Source organism: Dokdonia sinensis, assembly GCF_003688895.1.
Classification (GTDB): domain Bacteria; phylum Bacteroidota; class Bacteroidia; order Flavobacteriales; family Flavobacteriaceae; genus Dokdonia; species Dokdonia sinensis.
In genome coordinates, this window is sequence record NZ_REFV01000019.1 from 16,970 (window position 1) to 35,879 (window position 18,910).

General features: G+C 38.2%; 20 protein-coding genes and 5 tRNA genes. 24 read left to right on the plus strand and 1 reads right to left on the minus strand.

The genetic code is table 11. From position 1 onward, the window contains the following. Window positions 1-294: 294 nt before the first annotated feature. A complete protein-coding gene (gene htpG / locus EAX61_RS15025) occupies window positions 295-2,181 on the plus strand; it encodes a molecular chaperone HtpG (RefSeq protein ID WP_121918537.1) in 1,887 nt (628 codons plus the stop codon). A 62-nt stretch (window positions 2,182-2,243) separates the two neighbouring features. On the opposite strand, the gene EAX61_RS15030 is transcribed toward htpG, so the two are convergent. Beyond that, the gene (locus tag EAX61_RS15030; protein WP_121918538.1) at window positions 2,244-2,633 is read right to left on the minus strand and encodes a hypothetical protein; all 390 of its coding nucleotides are present in this window, start codon (window positions 2,631-2,633) and stop codon (window positions 2,244-2,246) included. 198 nt (window positions 2,634-2,831) lie between these two features. Between EAX61_RS15030 and EAX61_RS15035 the strand changes: the two genes are divergently transcribed. From EAX61_RS15035 to rplK, 23 genes are all read left to right on the plus strand, one after another. Beyond that, window positions 2,832-3,215, plus strand: a complete 384-nt coding sequence (locus tag EAX61_RS15035) for a hypothetical protein (RefSeq protein ID WP_121918539.1) — start codon at window positions 2,832-2,834, stop codon at window positions 3,213-3,215. A gap of 132 nt (window positions 3,216-3,347) precedes the next feature. Further along, complete coding sequence (locus tag EAX61_RS15040) at window positions 3,348-3,902, plus strand: thioredoxin family protein (RefSeq protein ID WP_121918540.1); 555 nt, start codon at window positions 3,348-3,350, stop codon at window positions 3,900-3,902. 194 nt (window positions 3,903-4,096) lie between these two features. Then, the gene (locus EAX61_RS15045; RefSeq protein ID WP_121918541.1) at window positions 4,097-4,873 is read left to right on the plus strand and encodes a diadenylate cyclase; all 777 of its coding nucleotides are present in this window, start codon (window positions 4,097-4,099) and stop codon (window positions 4,871-4,873) included. A gap of 1 nt (window position 4,874) precedes the next feature. Next, complete coding sequence (locus tag EAX61_RS15050; protein ID WP_121918542.1) at window positions 4,875-5,891, plus strand: DUF3667 domain-containing protein; 1,017 nt, start codon at window positions 4,875-4,877, stop codon at window positions 5,889-5,891. Window positions 5,892-5,928: 37 nt separating this feature from the next. Beyond that, complete coding sequence (locus EAX61_RS15055) at window positions 5,929-6,945, plus strand: DUF3667 domain-containing protein (RefSeq protein ID WP_121918543.1); 1,017 nt, start codon at window positions 5,929-5,931, stop codon at window positions 6,943-6,945. Window positions 6,946-7,062: 117 nt separating this feature from the next. Continuing rightward, the gene (locus EAX61_RS15060) at window positions 7,063-8,193 is read left to right on the plus strand and encodes an adenylate/guanylate cyclase domain-containing protein (protein WP_121918544.1); all 1,131 of its coding nucleotides are present in this window, start codon (window positions 7,063-7,065) and stop codon (window positions 8,191-8,193) included. Between the two features lie 64 nt (window positions 8,194-8,257). Beyond that, on the plus strand, window positions 8,258-8,488 hold the full coding sequence (locus EAX61_RS16670; RefSeq protein WP_121918545.1) for a PspC domain-containing protein: 231 nt from the start codon (window positions 8,258-8,260) through the stop codon (window positions 8,486-8,488). Further along, window positions 8,485-9,504: a potassium channel family protein gene (locus EAX61_RS15070; protein ID WP_121918546.1), complete on the plus strand. Its 1,020-nt coding sequence runs from the start codon at window positions 8,485-8,487 to the stop codon at window positions 9,502-9,504. Before EAX61_RS16670 ends, EAX61_RS15070 begins: the two co-directional genes overlap by 4 nt. A 96-nt stretch (window positions 9,505-9,600) precedes the next feature. Next, window positions 9,601-11,304, plus strand: coding sequence for an alanine/glycine:cation symporter family protein (locus tag EAX61_RS15075; protein WP_121918565.1), 1,704 nt, complete (start codon window positions 9,601-9,603; stop codon window positions 11,302-11,304). A gap of 12 nt (window positions 11,305-11,316) precedes the next feature. Continuing rightward, window positions 11,317-12,192, plus strand: a complete 876-nt coding sequence (locus EAX61_RS15080; RefSeq protein ID WP_121918547.1) for a ComEA family DNA-binding protein — start codon at window positions 11,317-11,319, stop codon at window positions 12,190-12,192. A 56-nt stretch (window positions 12,193-12,248) separates the two neighbouring features. Then, window positions 12,249-13,421, plus strand: coding sequence for an acyl-CoA dehydrogenase family protein (locus tag EAX61_RS15085; RefSeq protein ID WP_121918548.1), 1,173 nt, complete (start codon window positions 12,249-12,251; stop codon window positions 13,419-13,421). Window positions 13,422-13,528: 107 nt separating this feature from the next. After that, window positions 13,529-13,723 carry a 30S ribosomal protein S21 gene (gene rpsU / locus EAX61_RS15090; RefSeq protein ID WP_121918549.1) on the plus strand — a complete coding sequence of 65 codons (195 nt, stop codon included), beginning with the start codon at window positions 13,529-13,531 and terminating at the stop codon, window positions 13,721-13,723. Between the two features lie 202 nt (window positions 13,724-13,925). Further along, entirely contained in the window at window positions 13,926-14,816 is an 891-nt protein-coding gene (locus EAX61_RS15095) for a tyrosine-type recombinase/integrase (RefSeq protein WP_121918550.1), read from the plus strand. 62 nt (window positions 14,817-14,878) lie between these two features. Then, entirely contained in the window at window positions 14,879-15,181 is a 303-nt protein-coding gene (locus EAX61_RS15100; RefSeq protein ID WP_121918551.1) for an HPF/RaiA family ribosome-associated protein, read from the plus strand. A 113-nt stretch (window positions 15,182-15,294) separates the two neighbouring features. Beyond that, window positions 15,295-15,368 (plus strand) — tRNA-Thr (locus EAX61_RS15105). Between the two features lie 102 nt (window positions 15,369-15,470). Continuing rightward, a tRNA-Tyr gene (locus tag EAX61_RS15110) sits at window positions 15,471-15,552 on the plus strand. Between the two features lie 142 nt (window positions 15,553-15,694). Further along, window positions 15,695-15,767 (plus strand) — tRNA-Gly (locus EAX61_RS15115). Between the two features lie 116 nt (window positions 15,768-15,883). Further along, a tRNA-Thr gene (locus EAX61_RS15120) sits at window positions 15,884-15,955 on the plus strand. Window positions 15,956-16,065: 110 nt separating this feature from the next. Continuing rightward, on the plus strand, window positions 16,066-17,253 hold the full coding sequence (gene tuf / locus EAX61_RS15125) for an elongation factor Tu (RefSeq protein WP_121918552.1): 1,188 nt from the start codon (window positions 16,066-16,068) through the stop codon (window positions 17,251-17,253). A 189-nt stretch (window positions 17,254-17,442) separates the two neighbouring features. Beyond that, window positions 17,443-17,515: transfer RNA gene (locus EAX61_RS15130), tRNA-Trp, on the plus strand. Between the two features lie 96 nt (window positions 17,516-17,611). Then, entirely contained in the window at window positions 17,612-17,812 is a 201-nt protein-coding gene (gene secE, locus EAX61_RS15135; RefSeq protein ID WP_121918553.1) for a preprotein translocase subunit SecE, read from the plus strand. 1 nt (window position 17,813) lies between these two features. After that, window positions 17,814-18,368 (plus strand): transcription termination/antitermination protein NusG, encoded by a 555-nt coding sequence (nusG, locus tag EAX61_RS15140; protein ID WP_121918554.1) that lies wholly within the window; start codon window positions 17,814-17,816, stop codon window positions 18,366-18,368. Window positions 18,369-18,450: 82 nt separating this feature from the next. Continuing rightward, the gene (gene rplK, locus EAX61_RS15145; protein WP_121918555.1) at window positions 18,451-18,891 is read left to right on the plus strand and encodes a 50S ribosomal protein L11; all 441 of its coding nucleotides are present in this window, start codon (window positions 18,451-18,453) and stop codon (window positions 18,889-18,891) included. Window positions 18,892-18,910 lie beyond the last annotated feature (19 nt).

The window sequence follows — 18,910 nt, forward strand, 5'->3', positions numbered from 1 at the left end:
TCGACAAGCTCAGGACAGGCTTTAGGAGAAATCCCATAATCTAGCTCAGGAATTTAGCTCAGGCAAACTTGCTTACTCAAACGCATTCATTGTGATGAGATTTCTCGGCGCTACGCTTTGTCGAAATGACGATTCGTTTCATCTTCATCTTCAACTTTGATTTCCTTCGATAGCTATCCGGATCAATTTGAGCTTCAAGCAAAGCGCCTTCGTGTCATCTTGTCACATTGTGCAACGTGGTACTTTTTTCGCTTTAAGCGAAGAAGAAATTTTATAACACAAAACACATATACAATGTCAACAGGAAAAATTAATGTATCGGTAGAGAATATCTTTCCGCTTATTAAGAAGTTCTTATATAGTGACCACGAGATTTTTCTCCGTGAGCTTATCAGTAATGCCACAGATGCGACGCTTAAGTTAAAGCATCTTACTTCTATAGGAGAGGCAAAAGTAGAATACGGGAATCCTCGTATTGAAGTAAAAATTGATAAAGAGGGAAAGAAACTCCACATTACAGACCAAGGAATTGGGATGACGAAGAAAGAGGTGGAGAAATACATCAATCAGCTTGCGTTTTCTGGAGCTGAGGAATTTTTAAATAAGTATGAAGAAGGAGCAAAGGACACGGGAATCATAGGACATTTTGGTCTTGGTTTCTACTCTGCTTTTATGGTGGCGAGCAAGGTTGAGATTATTACAAAGTCTTACAAAGACGAACCAGCAGCACACTGGACTTGTGATGGAAGTCCAGATTTTACGCTTGAAGAAGCAGACAAAACAGATCGAGGAACAGAAATTATCCTCCACATTGCAGATGACAGTACTGAGTTTCTAGAAGACAACCGCATTTCTGAATTGCTTGCTAAGTACAATAAGTTTATGCCAGTGCCCATTAAGTTTGGTACGAAGACAGAAACGCTTCCTAAGCCTGAGGATGCAAAAGAAGATGAGCCAGCACCTACAAAGGAAGTAGATAATATCATAAACAACCCGAATCCAGCTTGGACAAAGCAACCTACGGACCTTGAGGAGAAGGATTACAACGAGTTTTACCGTGAGCTTTATCCAGCACAATTTGAGGAACCGTTGTTCAATATCCATTTGAATGTGGATTATCCTTTTAACTTAACGGGGATTTTATATTTCCCAAAACTTGGCCAAGATATGAATATCCAAAAGGATAGAATCCAATTGTATCAAAACCAAGTTTTTGTAACCGATAATGTAGAAGGAATCGTACCAGATTTCTTAACAATGTTACGTGGTGTTATAGACTCTCCAGATATCCCATTAAATGTGTCGCGTAGTTACTTGCAAGCAGATGGTGCGGTGAAGAAAATTTCTGGCTACATCACACGTAAAGTAGCAGATAAGCTGAAAGCGCTTTTTAATAGCGATAGAGCAGATTTTGAAGCAAAGTGGAATGATATCAAACTCGTTATCGAGTACGGAATGTTATCTGACGATAAGTTCTTTGAGAAGGCAGACAAGTTTGCATTGTTCCCTACAGTAGATGACACTTACTTTACTTGGGAAGAGCTTGAAGCGAAAATTAAAGATGCTCAGACTGATAAGGATGGTAAAATGGTGGTGCTTTATGCGAGTGATAAAGATGCACAGCACGCATACATCCAGAGTGCAAAGGATAAAGGATATGAAGTCTTACTTCTAGATTCTCCTATCGTACCACACTTGATACAAAAACTAGAGACGAGCAAAGAAAATGTAAGTTTTGTTCGTGTGGATGGAGATCATATCGACAATCTTATCAAAAAAGAAGAAGAGCAAATCTCAAAACTGTCTGACGAAGAAAAGGAAACACTCAAAACCACAATTACTGACGCTATTGCTGCACAATCGTACACGGTACAAGTGGAAGCGATGGACAGCAATGCAGCGCCATTCATCATCACGCAACCAGAATTTATGCGTCGTATGAAAGAGATGCAACAGACAGGTGGTGGCGGTATGAGTATGTTTGGTAATATGCCAGAGATGTACAACCTAGTTGTAAATGCAAATAGTGAACTTGCTTCTGAAATTTTGAATACGAAAACAGATAAGAAGAAGCAACGTTTAATTAAACAGTCGTTTGACCTTGCAAAGCTCTCCCAAAACCTATTGAAAGGAGAGGAGCTTACAAGCTTTATAAAGCGTTCGTATGAGATGATTAAATAATCAGCTCTATTTAATAGACGAAGCCGCTTTTCAGAAGAAACTGAGAAGCGGCTTTTTTTGTTTTATAGTGATATTAGGATGCTTTCGCCTTCAAAACTTATATCTATAATATTACCTCCGCAGGGTTCAACCAAAATGGTTGAGTTAGGTAATCCAAAGTCACAAGGCGCTGGAGCAGGTTGAAGGGTAGCGAGAGGTATCATATCTGCACCATTCATAATGGTAGCTTGAACAATCTCAAATCCTGGAGGGATGCTAAGGGGTTCACAGCCCATTACACCCACTCCTATTTCCATCACCCCAGCAGTATCACCACAGGGGGCGCCCGTGCTCTTAATTTTGAGTTGAACGTGAAACTGACATTCTGTTGTAAAATTACACACACTCTGTCCCATTGCATTGCTCGCAAAACCTAACATACATAGAACCATCATTGTTTTTAAAGTTTTCATAATAAATATGTTTTAAAGATTATATGCTTATATCAATCTCAATACTATATTGTTACCTATAAAAGGTTTTTTATGCTATTACTGAAACAAGTTCAGAACAAGTCGCAAAAGCATAAACCAGAGAATTCAAAATCTTGTAACCTAATTATCATTTCTTCCGTCTGATAAATAATATTCACAATCAAAAATCAATCAATTATGAAAAAATTATTTTTAATTATCGTCCTGTGCACATTAGGAATAGGGGCGTTTGCTCAGGAGCCAGACACAGCTTTGTACAAAGAAATCGTAACTGTGCAATCTGAAAACCAGGTGAAACTAAGCTTAGAACAGTTAGCGTCTTATGTAGGTGATTATGAGTTAAAAGAAGGTTTTTCAATTAAATTTTATATCAAAGGAGGAGATTTTATGAGTCAGGCGACCGGACAGGATGCTCACTTTATGATCGCACAGGGCAACCATAAATTTATCCCGGCAGACTTTCCTTCGGTAGCAACTTTTGTTGCAAATGAGGAGGGCGTTTTTGATAAACTTATAATTACTCAATCCGGGAGAGATTTTGAATTCAATCGAGTCGATTAATACTTTGAGGTTATAGCGCGGAAATTAGTTATGATAGTATTTTAGGAAGTTGAGTCCATTTTTGCGAAAGCGTAACAATTCCCTTCTGTTTGCGACCTATGAATAGTTACCTTTAGGAATCAAAACAGCACTATGGCAAGAACAGAATCGAATATGCTCGCGCTGGGCACAAAAGCACCAGAGTTTCAACTTATAGACACAGTTACAAATCAGCTAACGAGCTACACGGATATTCGTGGGGAACGCGGGACGGTGGTAATGTTCATCTGCAATCACTGTCCTTTTGTGATTCACGTGATAGATGAAATTGTGCGCATTGCAAATGATTATCGTGTGCTTGGTTTTGGCTTTGTGGCCATAAGCAGTAATGACGCCCTCAACTACCCTCAGGATGGTCCGGATATGATGTGGCAATTTGCTAGAAAAGAGAGTTTTACTTTCCCGTATTTATATGACGAAACACAGGAAGTGGCAAAGAAGTACGATGCGGCTTGCACTCCTGATTTTTATGTTTTTGGGCCTAACAATAAACTAGTTTACCGTGGTCAGATGGATGATAGTCGTCCAGGTAACGGTATCCCTACAAACGGTCGAGACCTTCGGGAAGCGCTGGACAGTATCTTTAATAGCCGCTCGCAACAAAAAAACCAAAAGCCTAGTATAGGTTGTAATATTAAATGGAAGTGAGGCATATGGAGATTTGAATTTTTTCCGCTTTCGCGAAAGCGGTATATCCCTCTGCTTAACTTTTTTTATATCATTACTTAACAACAAATATTTGATATCAATACGCCGTAAGATTAAGTCTTGCGGTTTTTTTATAGGATGTCTTTTAAGACTCTACATATTTCTGTTACATTTACGTTAGACTAAGCAACCTTTTGGAAATACTAGAAAGCATTCGGATTTTTGATGTGATAGATGTCATACTTGTGGCAACGTTACTTTACTATGTTTATAAACTGGTAAAGGGTACCGTAGCGATTAATATATTTATAGGTATTGTAGTGATCTATCTTATTTGGCAACTTACAGAGTGGTTACAGATGGAGATGCTCAGTATAATATTGGGTCAGTTTATAGGCGTAGGTATGTTTGCGCTCATAGTAGTATTTCAACAAGAGATTCGTAAATTTTTACTACTTATAGGAAGTACTAACCTTGCAAGTAGAACAGGTTTTTTAAAAAATTTCCAATTTCTAAAAAAAGAAGGAGGCATAGACCTTGATATTAATGCAATTATTCAAGCCTGCGAAAATATGGGCGAGACTAGAACAGGAGCACTTATTGTAATACGCCGTACCACAAGTCTTGATTTTGTCAAGTCTACAGGTGACGCTATGAAGATAGAAGTAAATCGCCCTATAATAGAAAGTGTATTTTATAAAAATAGTACACTACACGATGGAGCAATGATTATAGAAGATAATTTTATAACCGCAACGCGTGTGATATTACCGGTAACAAACGAGCGTAAAATACCCTTAAGATTTGGGTTGAGACACAGGGCTGCAGTAGGGATTACGGAGAAAACGGATGCTGTTGCTATAGTGGTAAGTGAGGAAACTGGAACCATAAGTTATGTAAAAGACGGGGATTTTGAGCTTTTTCAAACCCCAGATGATTTAAGAACAATCTTACTAGATGACTTGACATAGTATGGCAACAGATACTTCAGACACGACTCCAGAAAGAATTCCTGATAAACCCAAACGCAAGCCTAAGAAACGACGCCAGCTACTCGTGGTTACTGATAACTGCAAAAATTGTGGAACTTCTTTGTCCTTAGATCAACGATTTTGTTCGAACTGTGGAGCAAAACGTATGTATAATAGACTTAATGCTCGTAATCTGTTAGAAGATTTTACGGAGCGATTTCTCAATATCGAGAACGTTTTTTTGAAGACCTTTTTTGCTCTTTTTACAAAACCTGAAGATGTTATAGATGGTTATGTTCAAGGCGTTAGGAAACGTTACATGTCTGCTTTTAGTTATTTTGCTGTTGCGCTTACACTGGGGAGTATTTATATTTTTCTGTTTAGAAATTGGTTTCTTACAGAGACCGATTACTTAAATTTTTTTGACGGAGTAAATCAGGGTGCGGGCAATGAAGTGTTTGGGGAGTCCCAGAAATATGTAGATTATTTTCTAGATTACAACTCTTTTTTTTCTTTTATATTAATCCCGTTCTATGCCATTATTTCCAAACTTGTTTTTTGGAACTATAAGAAGTATAATTTTATTGAGCACGTCGTCATTTACCTCTATGCATATTCTCAAACACAGATAATAACTAACGTACTTTTGATTCTATTCATCTGGACAGGAATAGGATCTCTGATTGTGAGTTCCATTACGTCCATTATTCCTTTTTTCTACACAGCCTATGTTTTGTACAAGGTCTTTGATTTGAACATGACAAGTTTAATTCTCAAAGTACTTTTATTTCTTGCAATATTGATGCCTGTAAGTTGTATTTTCTTTGGACTCGTTGGTGCCGGGGTATATTATTCTGGGACTTTGGATTCTTTTATTGAAGATGTAAAGCAACAGAGTGAAATACATAAGGCTGCAAAGGAAGCTGCAAAAGTTGCTAGGGATAGTATTGTAATCGATAGCGTGAGTCAAACATTAAAAAATATAAAGGACACTCTGCAAATGTTGCGTCTCTTTTGAGGTAGAAATTTTATATTGAATCTTTAATATTGAGGATATGGGTAAACTTTCAAAAGCCGAAAGGAAAGCTTTAAAAAAAGAATCAAGATTGCTTGAGATCACAGAAACCTGTATCAACTGCGAAGAGAAGCTCGCACTAGACCAAAGGTTTTGTAATTATTGTGGAGGCAAACGCATTTATAACAGACTTACTTGGCGTAACCTTTTTGAAGACTTTGTAGATCGTTTTCTCAATCTTGAGAATTCCTTTCTTCGCACATTTGTAGCGATGTTCAGGCAGCCAGAAGATGTGATAGGTGGTTATATGAACGGGATGCGCAAGAAATACCTGCCCGCCTTCAGCTATTTTGCTATTGCAGTTACCATTGCAGGTTTTTCTGCATTTATTCTTCAGAATTACTATATAGACGATTTTATACAGGCGCAGATAGACGCACAGGTCACTATGTTTCAAGATGAGCCGACACAGCAGCTGCAACAGGAATTTTTGCAGGGCTGGCTTAAGGAGTATATGGCCTTTGTTCTTAATTATCAATCGCTTATCTATTTTTGTTCCATACCTCTTCTGGCTTTAATTTCTAGAATAGTCTTTTGGAACTATCGCAAATACAATTTTGTAGAGCACCTTGTAATTTACTTATATAGTTACTCACATATTGTAATGATTATTCTAGTTGTTGGGATGTTACTTTTATGGAATCAGACATTGTACCAAATGTTTAGTATGATTTCATTTGTGATAATGATTATATATACAGCTTACGTTCTCAAGAGGTTGTTTAATCTTTCATCAGGTAGCCTCGTGCTCAAAACGGCTTTCTTTGCTCTGGTGAGCGGAGCTGTAGTGCTGCTTTTGTCTTTTGTATTTCTCGGAGTTGTGGTTTCAAAGGCTCTTTCAGACGACCCAAGTGATAGTCAATTTATTATTATGATGAGAAAATCCATCGAGATGGGCAAGGAAAAAGCGCGTGCTCAAAAAGCAAAAGACTCTTTAGTCCTAGATTCGTTAGAAAGAAACAAATTGCATACGTCGGCAAGTGATATTTCTAATTAAGAGGGTGATACGTACGCTTTCGCGAAAGCGTACGTATCACCCTCACAAATTCATCTTAAACCTTCCTGAAATCTGCGTCTAAAACCTTTAATTTAGCCTGTCTGAAGAATCGCGCCTATGACACTAAATATTCTAACTAGCTATTCCCGCAATGAAATTTTATTTTATGTGCGAAGAGCCCTGTGGATACTTATTGCATGGACGGTAATTTCTAACGTGCTTTTCTTGTATGAATTTTTTACTCTAAAAAGTAATAATGCTCTAGATTCTTCCTTTGACTTTAAGACCGCTTTTGAGGCAAATCTTATAGTGGGGATATGTGCTGGTCTTATAGGTGGGATATTCACAGTAAATGTTATGGAAATCTGGTTGCGCAAATATCCTTTCTGGCGTGCTCTTTTGTATATTGTCTTTTTGTACGTTGCTGGTGCTTTTATCGTAAGTACTCTTGGAGCATTCTACTTTAATGCAGATACTTTGGGTAAAACTTGGGAGCACCCCGACACGATCGCTGCTGTAGGAGAGTTTTATTCGAGTTTTCTGTTTATAAAGAATTTTATTGTTTGGTTGTTTATTGTACTGCTTACCCTGATTATACTTATGATTAACGATAAATATGGTCCAGGAGTGTTCCCCGATTATCTTATGGGACGCTATTTTTTACCTAAGACGGAGACGCGTATCTTTATGTTTGCAGATATTAGAGACGCAACAGGAATTGCAGAAAATTTAGGTGAGAAGCGCTATTTTAATTTTCTCAAGGATTTTTTTAGTGACATAGCACCCGCTGTAATGCAAACAAAAGGTGAGGTCTATCAGTATGTAGGAGACGAGGTGGTTCTCACATGGAAAATGAGAAATGGCACCCATAATAGTAATACATTACGCTGTTATTACAGAATGAGAAAAATCGTGTCACAGAAGAGCGATAAGTATCTTAAAAAATATAATGCTGTTCCTCACTTTAAAGTAGGAATTCATTGCGGGAAAGTAATGGTGGGAGAATTGGGCAGGATAAAACGAGATATTGCTTTTTCTGGGGATGTGCTAAATACTACAGCCCGTATACAAGCCGCGTGTAATGACAAATCTGTAGATATTCTAGCTTCAAAACACTTTGCAGATAAGCTCTACAGACTTCCTAGGGGAATACGTCCTGTGCCTATGGGTGAAGAGTTTCTTAAGGGGAAAACGGAACAAGTTGCACTCGTTACCTTTGAGCGTGGTTTCTTGACGGGAGCGGGTTAAAACGTTTTATAAATAATTGAAGGCAGCATAGTCTGGCTTCAGAGAATTTTGGGTAATTTGCAGAATGCTTAAGATTATTTATGACATACGCCATTTTTTTGAGAAACACGGGTTTTACGTTTCTTCTAGACTTGCAGACCGCCTGGGGATGCGAGCAAAAAACGTCAGATTGTTTTTTATTTATGTTTCTTTTGCCACGCTTGGGGTTGGATTTGCCCTATACTTGACATTTGCATTTTGGCTTAAATTAAAAGACTTTGTTTACACAAAAAGGACTTCGGTTTTTGATTTATGAGTTTTCTCAGGTTATTTAGAGATAAGATTTTTACAGCAATATTTTTGTTAGTATCTACCCTCGCTATTGGAGTGTTGGGGTATAAATATGTAGCAGGATATGATTGGGTAGATGCTGCCTATATGACGGTAATAACTATTACCACAGTAGGGTATGGAGAAGTAAATCCGCTCACGCCAGAGGCAAAAATTTTTACAATAGTTCTTATCTTGTGTAGTGTTATTATTGTAGGATTTGCAATCTCGGTAATTACAGAATACATAATAAGTAGAAATTCATACAGCGACTTAAAAGACAAAAAAGTGCAAAATAAAATAGATGGTTTAAGAGATCATATTATTGTCTGTGGTTATGGACGCAACGGACAGCAGGCAGTACAAAAGTTACTCGCTTACAGGAAACAGTTTGTTATTATTGAAATGGATGAGGATCTTATAGAACGCTATGATGACAATGATGATATCCTTTTTGTGCACGGTAATGCAAATGAAGATGAGATTTTAGAAATCGCGGGAATAGAAAGAGCATCTACCTTAATTTGTGCCTTACCAGAAGACGCAGATAACCTATTTGTGGTGTTGAGCGCAAGACAACTTAATAAGAGTCTAAAAATAATAAGTCGTGCTACAGCAGAAACTTCACAGAAGAAATTAAAACTCGCTGGGGCAGATAATGTTATTATGCCTGATAAAATAGGTGGTGATCATATGGCTTCACTTGTAGTTGTACCAGATTTAATTGAGTTTCTGGATAACCTCTCGGTAGTAGGAGAGGAGGATAGTATTAATGTAGAGGAAATTAGTTTTGATCAAGTATGTCAGGACGGGAAAGAGCGCTCTATAAAAGATATAGATCTTAGATACAAAACAGGTTGTACCATAATAGGTTATCGCGCACCATCCGGAAAGTATGTTGTAAATCCAAGCGCAGATCAACTATTAGCACGAGATTCTAAGCTCATTGTTATAGGAAGACCGGAGCAAATTAAAAGCTTACATGATACCTTTGGGATTTAGCACTTACCGAAGTTTTAAGACCCTTTTACTTGAATAAAGGGCTTTTTTTTTGCATATTGTGGCTTCTAATAAAACTAACTTAACATATACTTAATGATGAAGAAATACCTTCTATTGCTCATAGGTTTATTCAGTACACTAAATATTTTTGCGCAAGACGCTCAGGAAATGGGCATTGATCAAAAAATTGATCAAGCATTTCAACCCATATCAGATTTCTTTTTTAATATGATTTTCTTCGTAGTTCCTGGAACTGGAGGAGCCCCTTTTGTTTTAATTTTATTAGTAGCAAGTGCAGCTTTTTTTACAATATACTTTGGGTTTCCAAACTTTCGTTATTTCTGGAGAGCAATACAAACCGTACGTGGGAAGTATGAGGATATTGAGAAGCACGGCGCTGCAGAGCTTTACGGTGAAGATGGAATTGCACAAGGTAAGGACCTCACAAATGTAGATCTTGATGAGCATATTGAAGGTCTTGAAACCGATGATAATCTAGCGGTAGACGGCGATATAGTCGATACCATAAGAGATGAAAGTTCGGAAGGAGAAGTGACGCACTTCCAGGCACTTGCCACAGCAGTTTCTGGTACGGTGGGTAACGGTAATATCGCGGGAGTAGCGCTGGCTATTGCACTAGGAGGTCCGGGAGCAACATTCTGGATGATTGTTTGTGGTTTACTAGGAATGTCTACAAAATTTGTAGAATGTACCCTAGGGGTTCAGTATCGTGATGTAGGAGAAGATGGAACTATTTACGGAGGTCCTATGTACTATCTTACTAAGGGGCTAAAGTCAAAGGGCTTTGCAACTCTAGGTAAAGTGGCGGCAGTAATTTTTGCAATTTTCTGTATAGGAGGTTCTTTTGGAGGAGGTAATGCTGCTCAGTCTAATCAGGCGACTATTGTATTAAAAGAAATGTTTAACTGGGAAAGTACAGCTGCAGGAGCTATTGTAGGAGTCGTGCTTGCAATTGTAGTAGGTGTCATAATTATTGGAGGAATAAAACGTATAGCGCAGGTAACTGAGAAGGTAGTCCCTTTTATGGCTGTGATGTACGTTGTAGCCTGTTTATATATTATTTTAAGTAACTTCTCATTAATAGATGATGCAGTTGGTTTAATCGTTCAAGAAGCATTTAACCCTACTGCAATTGGAGTAGGTGGGTTTATAGGAGTATTACTGGTAGGATTTAAAAGAGCAGCGTTCTCAAACGAAGCTGGAGCAGGTTCTGCCTCTATTGCTCACTCTGCTGTTAAGACAAAATATTCTGCTAGTGAAGGTCTAGTTGCATTACTCGAGCCATTTATTGATACGGTTTTGATCTGTTCTATGACGGCACTTGTGATTATTATATTCAACTTCGGAGGCTTCTTTGAATATGGAGGTGATGGTCTAGGAGGAGTAATGATAGACGGTGAGTCTTTTGAAGGAGCAGGAATCACAGCAAAAGCATTTGCTGAGTATATTCCTTACTCTGACGTATTCTTAACCATTGCGGTTGTTCTCTTTGCGGTATCTACAATGATATCCTGGTCTTACTACGGTCTTCAGTCTTGGAAATTCCTTTTCGGAAGAGGTAAGGTAGCAGATTTAGTTTATAAAATCTTATTCCTACTATTTGTAGTCATTGGGGCATCGGCTAGTATGAATTCTATTTGGGCATTCTCAGACGCTATGATATTTGCGATGGTATTTCCGAATATGATAGGATTATTCTTCTTGTTCCCAGTTGTTAAGAAACAACTTAAGCGCTATCTAGATGCTATCAAGCTTAAAAAAGAGGCTATAGTAGATTAAAATAAAAGAACAATGCATAAATTCAAGTCCCACTTCGTCTATGATACACAGAAACGGAGTGGGATTTTGATTTTGCTAACGATCATTCTCATTGCATTAGGATTTGCTTTCTGGTATGAACCCAGTTATGATATTGCGTTAAGCCCAGAAGAGGCGCAAGAGATTCAGGTCTTTCAACAACGCATAGATTCTTTAAAGGGCGTTGAGATTGAGAATAGGAAACCTAAAGTTTACCCTTTCAACCCAAACTTTATAACAGACTATAAAGGGTACACACTAGGAATGTCTACACTAGAAATTGATAGGTTGCACCGCTTTCGCGAAAGCGATAAATGGATAAACTCCATCGCAGATTTTAAAAGAGTAACGCAGGTTTCTGATAGTCTTCTCAATAAGATCTCACCTTACTTTAAATTCCCAGATTGGGTAACAAACCCTAAAACCACAACCTCATACAGCAGTAAGCGCACTTGGAAAACGACCGAAGAAAAAGGAGATATCAATACCGTAACGCTCGCACAACTTGAGGCTATAGAAGGCGTAGATGCGCAAAGTGCTCATAAAATTTTGAAATACAGAAATAAGATAGGAGGTTTTATTATCTACAAGCAGGTATACGATGTTTACGATGTACCGTATGATACTAAACGAGCGATACTAGATGAGTATACCGTACAGCAAGTGCCAGTAGTAAGCAAGCTTAATGTAAATACTGCATCTGCATCAGACCTATCTACGGTCCCCATGCTTTCCTTTGAACTCGCAATGGAAATTGTTAATTATAGAACACTTCGCGAGGGAATTACTTCCATTGAAGAATTAGCAAAAATCGACGGTATGACCTCATATAAATTTGAGAGAATAAAGTTATATTTGAATATTGATTAAAAATTGCTATCAGAGGTGCTGTTTTTCTACAGTATTCTCAATCAACATCATTACAAATGACAGATTTATATTATACAGAGGAGCACCATCTTTTTCGCGAAAGCTTAAGAGATTTCCTCCAGAAAGAAGTAGTGCCTCATATTGATAAATGGGAAAAAACAGGTCACATAGAGCGTTTTATTTGGGAGAAAGTAGGTGAGATGGGATTCTTCGGAATTAATTATCCTGAGGAATATGGCGGTATGAACCTCGACCTTTTCTATACTGTAATTTTTCTAGAAGAGTTGCAGCGTATCAATTCAGGAGGATTTGCAGCCGCTATGTGGGCGCACGCTTATCTTGCGATGACCCACCTTAATGCTGAGGGTGATGACCGCATCAAGCAAAAATACCTAGCACCTAGTATTGAAGGAAAGATGATAGGATGCTTGTGTATTACAGAACCTTTTGGTGGGAGTGATGTGGCAGGAATGCGCACAACTGCTGTAAAAGAAGGTGATCACTACGTACTTAATGGCTCTAAAACATTTATCACAAACGGAGTGTATTCAGATTACTTAATTGTTGCGGCTAAGACAAGTCCAGAGCTGGGCGGAAAGGGGATGAGCATTTTTGTGATGGATCGCGATACGTCGGGAATTTCTGCAACGAAACTGGATAAACTGGGATGGCGAGCATCAGATACGGGAGAAATTGCTTTTGATAATGTAAAAGTGCCTGTCGAGAACCTAATGGGCGAGGAGAACAAAGGGTTTGCTTATATAATGCAGCACTTTGCGCTGGAGCGTCTCATTATGGGAATAAATGCACATGCAAGAGCAGAGTATGCCATAGAATATGCCCTAGACTATATGAAAGACCGTACGGCTTTTGGTAAGACCATTAATACATTTCAAGCGCTCAGACACTTAATGGCAGAGCGCACCTCCGAGGTTGAGATGGCAAAAGCATTTAATTATGCCACGGCTTATAGACTAAATAGAGGCGAGTATGTAGTAAAGGAGGCTACAATGTCTAAGCTTATCTCTACTAAAATTGCAGATCAGGTCATAAACGATTGTTTGCAGATGCTAGGAGGTTATGGTTATATGGAAGAGTACCCCCTTGCGCGTATGATGCGTGACAGTAGGTTAGGTCCTATAGGTGGCGGAACCTCGGAAATTTTGAGGGAAATTATTGCAAAAATGGTCATAGACGGAAAGACCTATGATCCAGCAACAAAAAAGTAGCCACAAAGTTTTTTAATATTTTTTAGATTAGGGTTGCTCATTTATTTATTACACGTATATTTGCAGCCTGAAAACAGAATAAGAATCAAAAGAAAGGAGGTACATCTATGTTAATCATACCAGTAAAAGACGGAGAAAATATCGATAGAGCGCTTAAACGTTTCAAGCGTAAATTTGATCGAACAGGTACAATGCGTGCATTAAGAGATCGTAAGCAATTTACGAAACCTTCTGTAGTAAGAAGACGTGAAATTCAAAAGGCCTCTTATATACAGGGACTTAGAGATAGCGAAAATATCTAGAGATATCTAAATCCGTTACCTAATGGGTAGACTGGATTTAACAGGAAGACTAATCCTCTTTCATAATACATACCGTTGCATTATAAAGTTTATCTTTGTGATGCAACGGTTTTTTTTTGCGCTATGTGCAACAATCCCGACGTGTATCGGAATTTCTTGTTGAGAGCATATTGTTTGTAAACATATTTAAGCCTTCCTCTTAATGTCATTACTCTCATTTCTAGATTATCTCAAACTTGAGAAAAACTATAGCGATCACACGGTACTCGCTTATGAGAAGGATATCGAGGCTTTTTTCGCTTTCGCGAAAGCGGAATATGAACAAGAATCACTTATTGATATTAATTACGGGCAAATACGCAGCTGGATTGTGAGTTTGGTGGATAATGGAATATCCAATAGAACCGTAAATAGAAAAATTTCGTCTTTAAAATCTTATTACAAATTTCTGCTGAAATTAGAGGCAATAGAAGTTTCACCTCTAGCTAAGCATCGAGCGCTAAAAATCCCAAAGAAAGTACAAGTGCCATTTTCTCAAAATGAAGTGGAAAACGTGATTAACGAACTTAGGAAGGCCACAGACTTTGAATCCTTGAGAGATCTTGCGCTAGTTGAACTTCTATATGCTACAGGAATGCGTAGGGCAGAACTTATCAATCTTACAATGGATCAAGTAGATATGAAACAAAATTTGATTCGGGTTGTGGGAAAACGTAATAAAGAAAGGATGCTTCCTTTATTGCCCAGTCTTAAAAAGACAATTGAGGCTTATTTATCTGTTAGAGAGGATGTTGTTATTGATTCTTCCCAGTCAAATGTGTTACTTACTAGCAAAGGAGTTAAAATGTATGATACTCTTGTCTATCGCATAGTAAATCGTTATTTTAGTAGAACGTCTAACAAATTAAAAAGGAGTCCTCATATTTTGAGGCATTCATTTGCGACACATCTTCTTAATGAAGGAGCAGATTTAAATATCGTAAAGGAATTATTAGGGCACGCGAGTCTTGCTTCTACGCAGGTATATACTCATAATAGTATAGCTGCGCTCCGAAGTGTATATGAAGATGCGCATCCTCGTAACAAAAAATAATTTGCGGCGTAGACCTTAAAGGCGCAAATGCGCTATGTTCTAACTTTAAAGACAAATAGCTTATGAAAGTGACCGTTGAAGCACCAAAGTTTGATGCAGATGTTAAACTCACACAATTTATCAACGCAAGGGTGGGTAAACTAGAGAATTTTTACGATCGGATTACACATGCAGATGTGTTTTTAAAGCTCGAGCCTAATGTAAGACCAGCAAATAAAATAGTTGAGGTTTTAGTGAGCGTTCCTGGTGACGAATTTATCGTTAAGAAAATGGCCAAATCTTTTGAAGAGGCTACTGATAACTGCGTACAGTCTATGGAGCGAATTTTATTAAAGCACAAAGAGAAGATCAGGGTGCGTGCTTGATCAAAAAAAAATAAAAAAGTTTTTGGTAAATATAAAAAATGTATACATTTGCAGTCCGTTAGAAATAGCGGACTTTTTTATGCTTCATTTGCGAGGCGTAGTAAAGTATAAAAGCCGATGTAGCTCAGCTGGCTAGAGCAGCTGATTTGTAATCAGCAGGTCGTGGGTTCGAGTCCCTCCATCGGCTCTTTTTTAACTTGTTTTTTCAAGTTAAAAAGTTCTTTAAAATAATGATCATATTATCAATTATAATTGCGTATTTTTGCCCACCGAAAATTGATAGTACAACGGGGAGATACTCAAGCGGCCAACGAGGACTGACTGTAACTCAGTTGTTTTTAACTTCGCAGGTTCGAATCCTGCTCTCCCCACATCTTTTTACGATTAAAATGTAATCGTATCAAAAACATTTTCAAAGCGTTTTAAAACAATTGTTTTGAAAGTGTGTTTTGAAAACTTGAAATTTTGTAACCTTTAGTTTTAAACCTTTTTTTGGGGTTTTTGATTATAAATGCGGGAGTAGCTCAGTTGGTAGAGCGTCAGCCTTCCAAGCTGAATGTCGCCAGTTCGAACCTGGTCTCCCGCTCTAAAGTCATTTTCCGCGTGATCGGAAATCTTATTCTTTATAAAGTAAACTTGTAGGGAATAATAATGAGTAATGCCTTTGGCAAAGTTTGCTTTCGCGAAAGCGTAATCACACAAGCCGACGTAGCTCAGGGGTAGAGCGTTTCCTTGGTAAGGAAGAGGCCACGGGTTCAATTCCCGTCGTTGGCTCAAAAAATAATAACAATGAGTGCTGGTCGCACTCACTTTCCGTGCTTGCACAAAAAGGGATTAGATCAAAATAAGTACACTAATAATAACTAAGATTAAATAATTACATTATGGCAAAGGAAACATACGATCGTTCGAAACCCCATTTAAATGTTGGTACTATCGGACACGTAGATCACGGTAAAACAACTTTAACTGCTGCTATTACGAAAGTATTGGCAGATGCAGGTTATTCAGAAGCTTCTGCTTTTGATCAAATTGATAATGCCCCTGAGGAAAAAGAAAGAGGTATTACAATTAACTCTTCACACGTTGAGTATGCTACTGCAAATCGTCACTATGCACACGTAGATTGTCCAGGTCACGCCGATTACGTAAAGAATATGGTTACTGGTGCTGCGCAAATGGACGGTGCTATTCTTGTGGTTGCTGCTACTGATGGTCCTATGCCACAAACACGTGAGCACATCCTTCTTGGTCGTCAGGTAGGTATTCCTCGTATCGTTGTTTTTATGAACAAGGTTGATATGGTGGATGATGAGGAATTACTTGAGCTAGTAGAAATGGAAATTAGAGATCTTCTTTCTTTCTATGAGTACGATGGTGATAATGGACCTGTAATTGCTGGTTCTGCTCTTGGTGCACTTAATGGTGAGCAAAAGTGGGTTGATACAGTATTAGAGCTTATGGCTGCTGTAGATACTTGGATTGAAGAGCCATTGCGTGAGACTGAAAAGCCTTTCTTAATGCCTATTGAAGATGTATTCTCAATTACAGGTCGTGGAACTGTTGCTACGGGTCGTATCGAAACTGGTATTGCAAATACAGGAGATCCTGTTGAGATCATCGGTATGGGTGCAGAAAAACTTACATCTACAATTACTGGTATTGAAATGTTCCGTCAGATCCTTGATAGAGGTGAGGCTGGAGATAACGCAGGTATCCTTTTGAGAGGTATTGAAAAGTCAATGATCTCTAGAGGTATGGTAATTGTAAAGCCAGGATCTGTAACTCCTCACGCTAAGTTTAAGGCAGAGGTTTATATCCTTAAAAAAGAAGAAGGTGGACGTCACACTCCATTCCATAATAACTACCGTCCTCAGTTTTACGTACGTACAACTGACGTAACGGGTAACATTATACTTCCTGATGGGGTTGAGATGGTGATGCCTGGAGATAACTTAACAATTACTGTTGAGCTTATCCAACCAATCGCACTTAACTTAGGTCTTCGTTTTGCCGTTCGTGAAGGTGGTAGAACTGTAGGAGCTGGTCAGGTTACTGAGATACTAGATTAATTCTAGAGAATAAATAAAAGGAAAGGTGTCTCGTAAATACGGGACGCCTTGACTTTTGTAATGAGGGAATGTGGTTGTGCTTTTGCGAAAGTGAAGTAGTTAGCTGTTTTTCTCTTTAAAATTTTGGTAGTAAACTAGATTTACTTTTTATAGGTAATCTTAGGTTTGGATATTAAAATTTTAAAATATACGGGATTAGCTCAGTTGGTAGAGCACTGGTCTCCAAAACCAGGTGTCGTGAGTTCGAGTCTCCCATCCCGTGCAATAAATGAAGTATACGCTTCTGTTGAAACAATGAATAGAATGGTTTAAATGATTAGTGAATCATTTTTATACTATTCTTTAAGATATCAATACTATGGCTGGATTAGTAAATTACGTTCAAGAATCCTATAATGAACTTAAAAACCACGTAACGTGGACACCTCTTGCAGAAGCTCAACGCCTTATGGTTGTGGTTGCTGTATTTTCTGTAGTGTTCGCACTTGCTATCTGGGGTGTAGATACCGTTTTTAGTAAGTTGATTGCATTGTATTTTGAAAAAATTGTAGGAGCATAATATGGCTAAGACAACAAACAAAAAGCAATGGTACGTAGTGCGCGCCGTTAGTGGACAAGAAAATAAAATCAAGGCATATATCGAGCAGGAAATCGGTCGTCTTAATCTTGAAGACTACATTGAAGACGTGTTAGTGCCTACTGAAAAAGTAATACAGATTCGTAACGGAAAAAAAGTAAATAAAGAGCGTGTTTATTTTCCAGGTTATATAATGGTAAAAGCGTATTTGGGCGGAGAAGTTCCTCACATCATAAAATCAATAAATGGTGTTATTGGATTTCTTGGAGAGGTAAAAGGAGGTGATCCTGTACCACTAAGGAAATCTGAAGTGAATAGAATGTTAGGAAAAGTTGATGAATTGTCGGTTCAAACAGACAGTATTGCAATCCCATTCACATCAGGTGAGACTGTAAAAGTTATTGATGGTCCTTTCAACGGTTTCAATGGAACTGTGGAGAAGGTTAATGAGGAAAAGCGCAAACTAGAGGTAATGGTTAAGATTTTCGGAAGAAAAACACCTCTCGAGTTGAGTTATATGCAGGTTGAAAAAGTATAAGAAATTAATTGTTACATTAATATATTTTGGATTTTGTTCAATTGCTTCCACATGATGAACAGGTCGAATTAAATTTTTAAAAATGGCAAAAGAAGTAAGTAAGGTTGTTAAGTTACAAGTTCGAGGGGGCGCTGCAAACCCTTCTCCACCAGTAGGACCTGCTTTAGGTGCAGCCGGCGTTAATATTATGGAGTTCTGTAAGCAGTTTAATGCTAGAACACAAGATAAAGCTGGTAAAGTGCTTCCTGTTGCGATTACTGTTTACATGGATAAGTCTTTTGATTTTATTATCAAAACACCTCCAGCAGCAGTTCAATTATTGGAAGCAGCCAAAGTTAAAAGCGGTTCTGGTGAACCTAACCGTAAGAAAGTAGCAAAAGTAACTTGGGATCAAGTACGCGCTATTGCAGAGGACAAAATGCCTGACTTGAATGCGTTCGAAATTGGTAGTGCTATGAAAATGGTAGCCGGTACAGCACGTTCAATGGGTATCACGGTAAAAGGTGGTGAAGCTCCTAACTAAACATCCAAAAAGAAAATCA

What these genes read in the sequence shown, in the direction of transcription:
- htpG (WP_121918537.1), top strand. Translation starts at nt 295, where the DNA reads ATGTCAACAGGAAAAATTAATGTATCGGTAGAGAATATCTTTCCGCTT.
- EAX61_RS15030 (WP_121918538.1), bottom strand. Translation starts at nt 2,633, where the DNA reads ATGAAAACTTTAAAAACAATGATGGTTCTATGTATGTTAGGTTTTGCG.
- EAX61_RS15035 (WP_121918539.1), top strand. Translation starts at nt 2,832, where the DNA reads ATGAAAAAATTATTTTTAATTATCGTCCTGTGCACATTAGGAATAGGG.
- EAX61_RS15040 (WP_121918540.1), top strand. Translation starts at nt 3,348, where the DNA reads ATGGCAAGAACAGAATCGAATATGCTCGCGCTGGGCACAAAAGCACCA.
- EAX61_RS15050 (WP_121918542.1), top strand. Translation starts at nt 4,875, where the DNA reads ATGGCAACAGATACTTCAGACACGACTCCAGAAAGAATTCCTGATAAA.
- EAX61_RS15055 (WP_121918543.1), top strand. Translation starts at nt 5,929, where the DNA reads ATGGGTAAACTTTCAAAAGCCGAAAGGAAAGCTTTAAAAAAAGAATCA.
- EAX61_RS15060 (WP_121918544.1), top strand. Translation starts at nt 7,063, where the DNA reads ATGACACTAAATATTCTAACTAGCTATTCCCGCAATGAAATTTTATTT.
- EAX61_RS16670 (WP_121918545.1), top strand. Translation starts at nt 8,258, where the DNA reads ATGCTTAAGATTATTTATGACATACGCCATTTTTTTGAGAAACACGGG.
- EAX61_RS15070 (WP_121918546.1), top strand. Translation starts at nt 8,485, where the DNA reads ATGAGTTTTCTCAGGTTATTTAGAGATAAGATTTTTACAGCAATATTT.
- EAX61_RS15075 (WP_121918565.1), top strand. Translation starts at nt 9,601, where the DNA reads ATGAAGAAATACCTTCTATTGCTCATAGGTTTATTCAGTACACTAAAT.
- EAX61_RS15080 (WP_121918547.1), top strand. Translation starts at nt 11,317, where the DNA reads ATGCATAAATTCAAGTCCCACTTCGTCTATGATACACAGAAACGGAGT.
- EAX61_RS15085 (WP_121918548.1), top strand. Translation starts at nt 12,249, where the DNA reads ATGACAGATTTATATTATACAGAGGAGCACCATCTTTTTCGCGAAAGC.
- rpsU (WP_121918549.1), top strand. Translation starts at nt 13,529, where the DNA reads ATGTTAATCATACCAGTAAAAGACGGAGAAAATATCGATAGAGCGCTT.
- EAX61_RS15095 (WP_121918550.1), top strand. Translation starts at nt 13,926, where the DNA reads ATGTCATTACTCTCATTTCTAGATTATCTCAAACTTGAGAAAAACTAT.
- EAX61_RS15100 (WP_121918551.1), top strand. Translation starts at nt 14,879, where the DNA reads ATGAAAGTGACCGTTGAAGCACCAAAGTTTGATGCAGATGTTAAACTC.
- tuf (WP_121918552.1), top strand. Translation starts at nt 16,066, where the DNA reads ATGGCAAAGGAAACATACGATCGTTCGAAACCCCATTTAAATGTTGGT.
- secE (WP_121918553.1), top strand. Translation starts at nt 17,612, where the DNA reads ATGGCTGGATTAGTAAATTACGTTCAAGAATCCTATAATGAACTTAAA.
- nusG (WP_121918554.1), top strand. Translation starts at nt 17,814, where the DNA reads ATGGCTAAGACAACAAACAAAAAGCAATGGTACGTAGTGCGCGCCGTT.
- rplK (WP_121918555.1), top strand. Translation starts at nt 18,451, where the DNA reads ATGGCAAAAGAAGTAAGTAAGGTTGTTAAGTTACAAGTTCGAGGGGGC.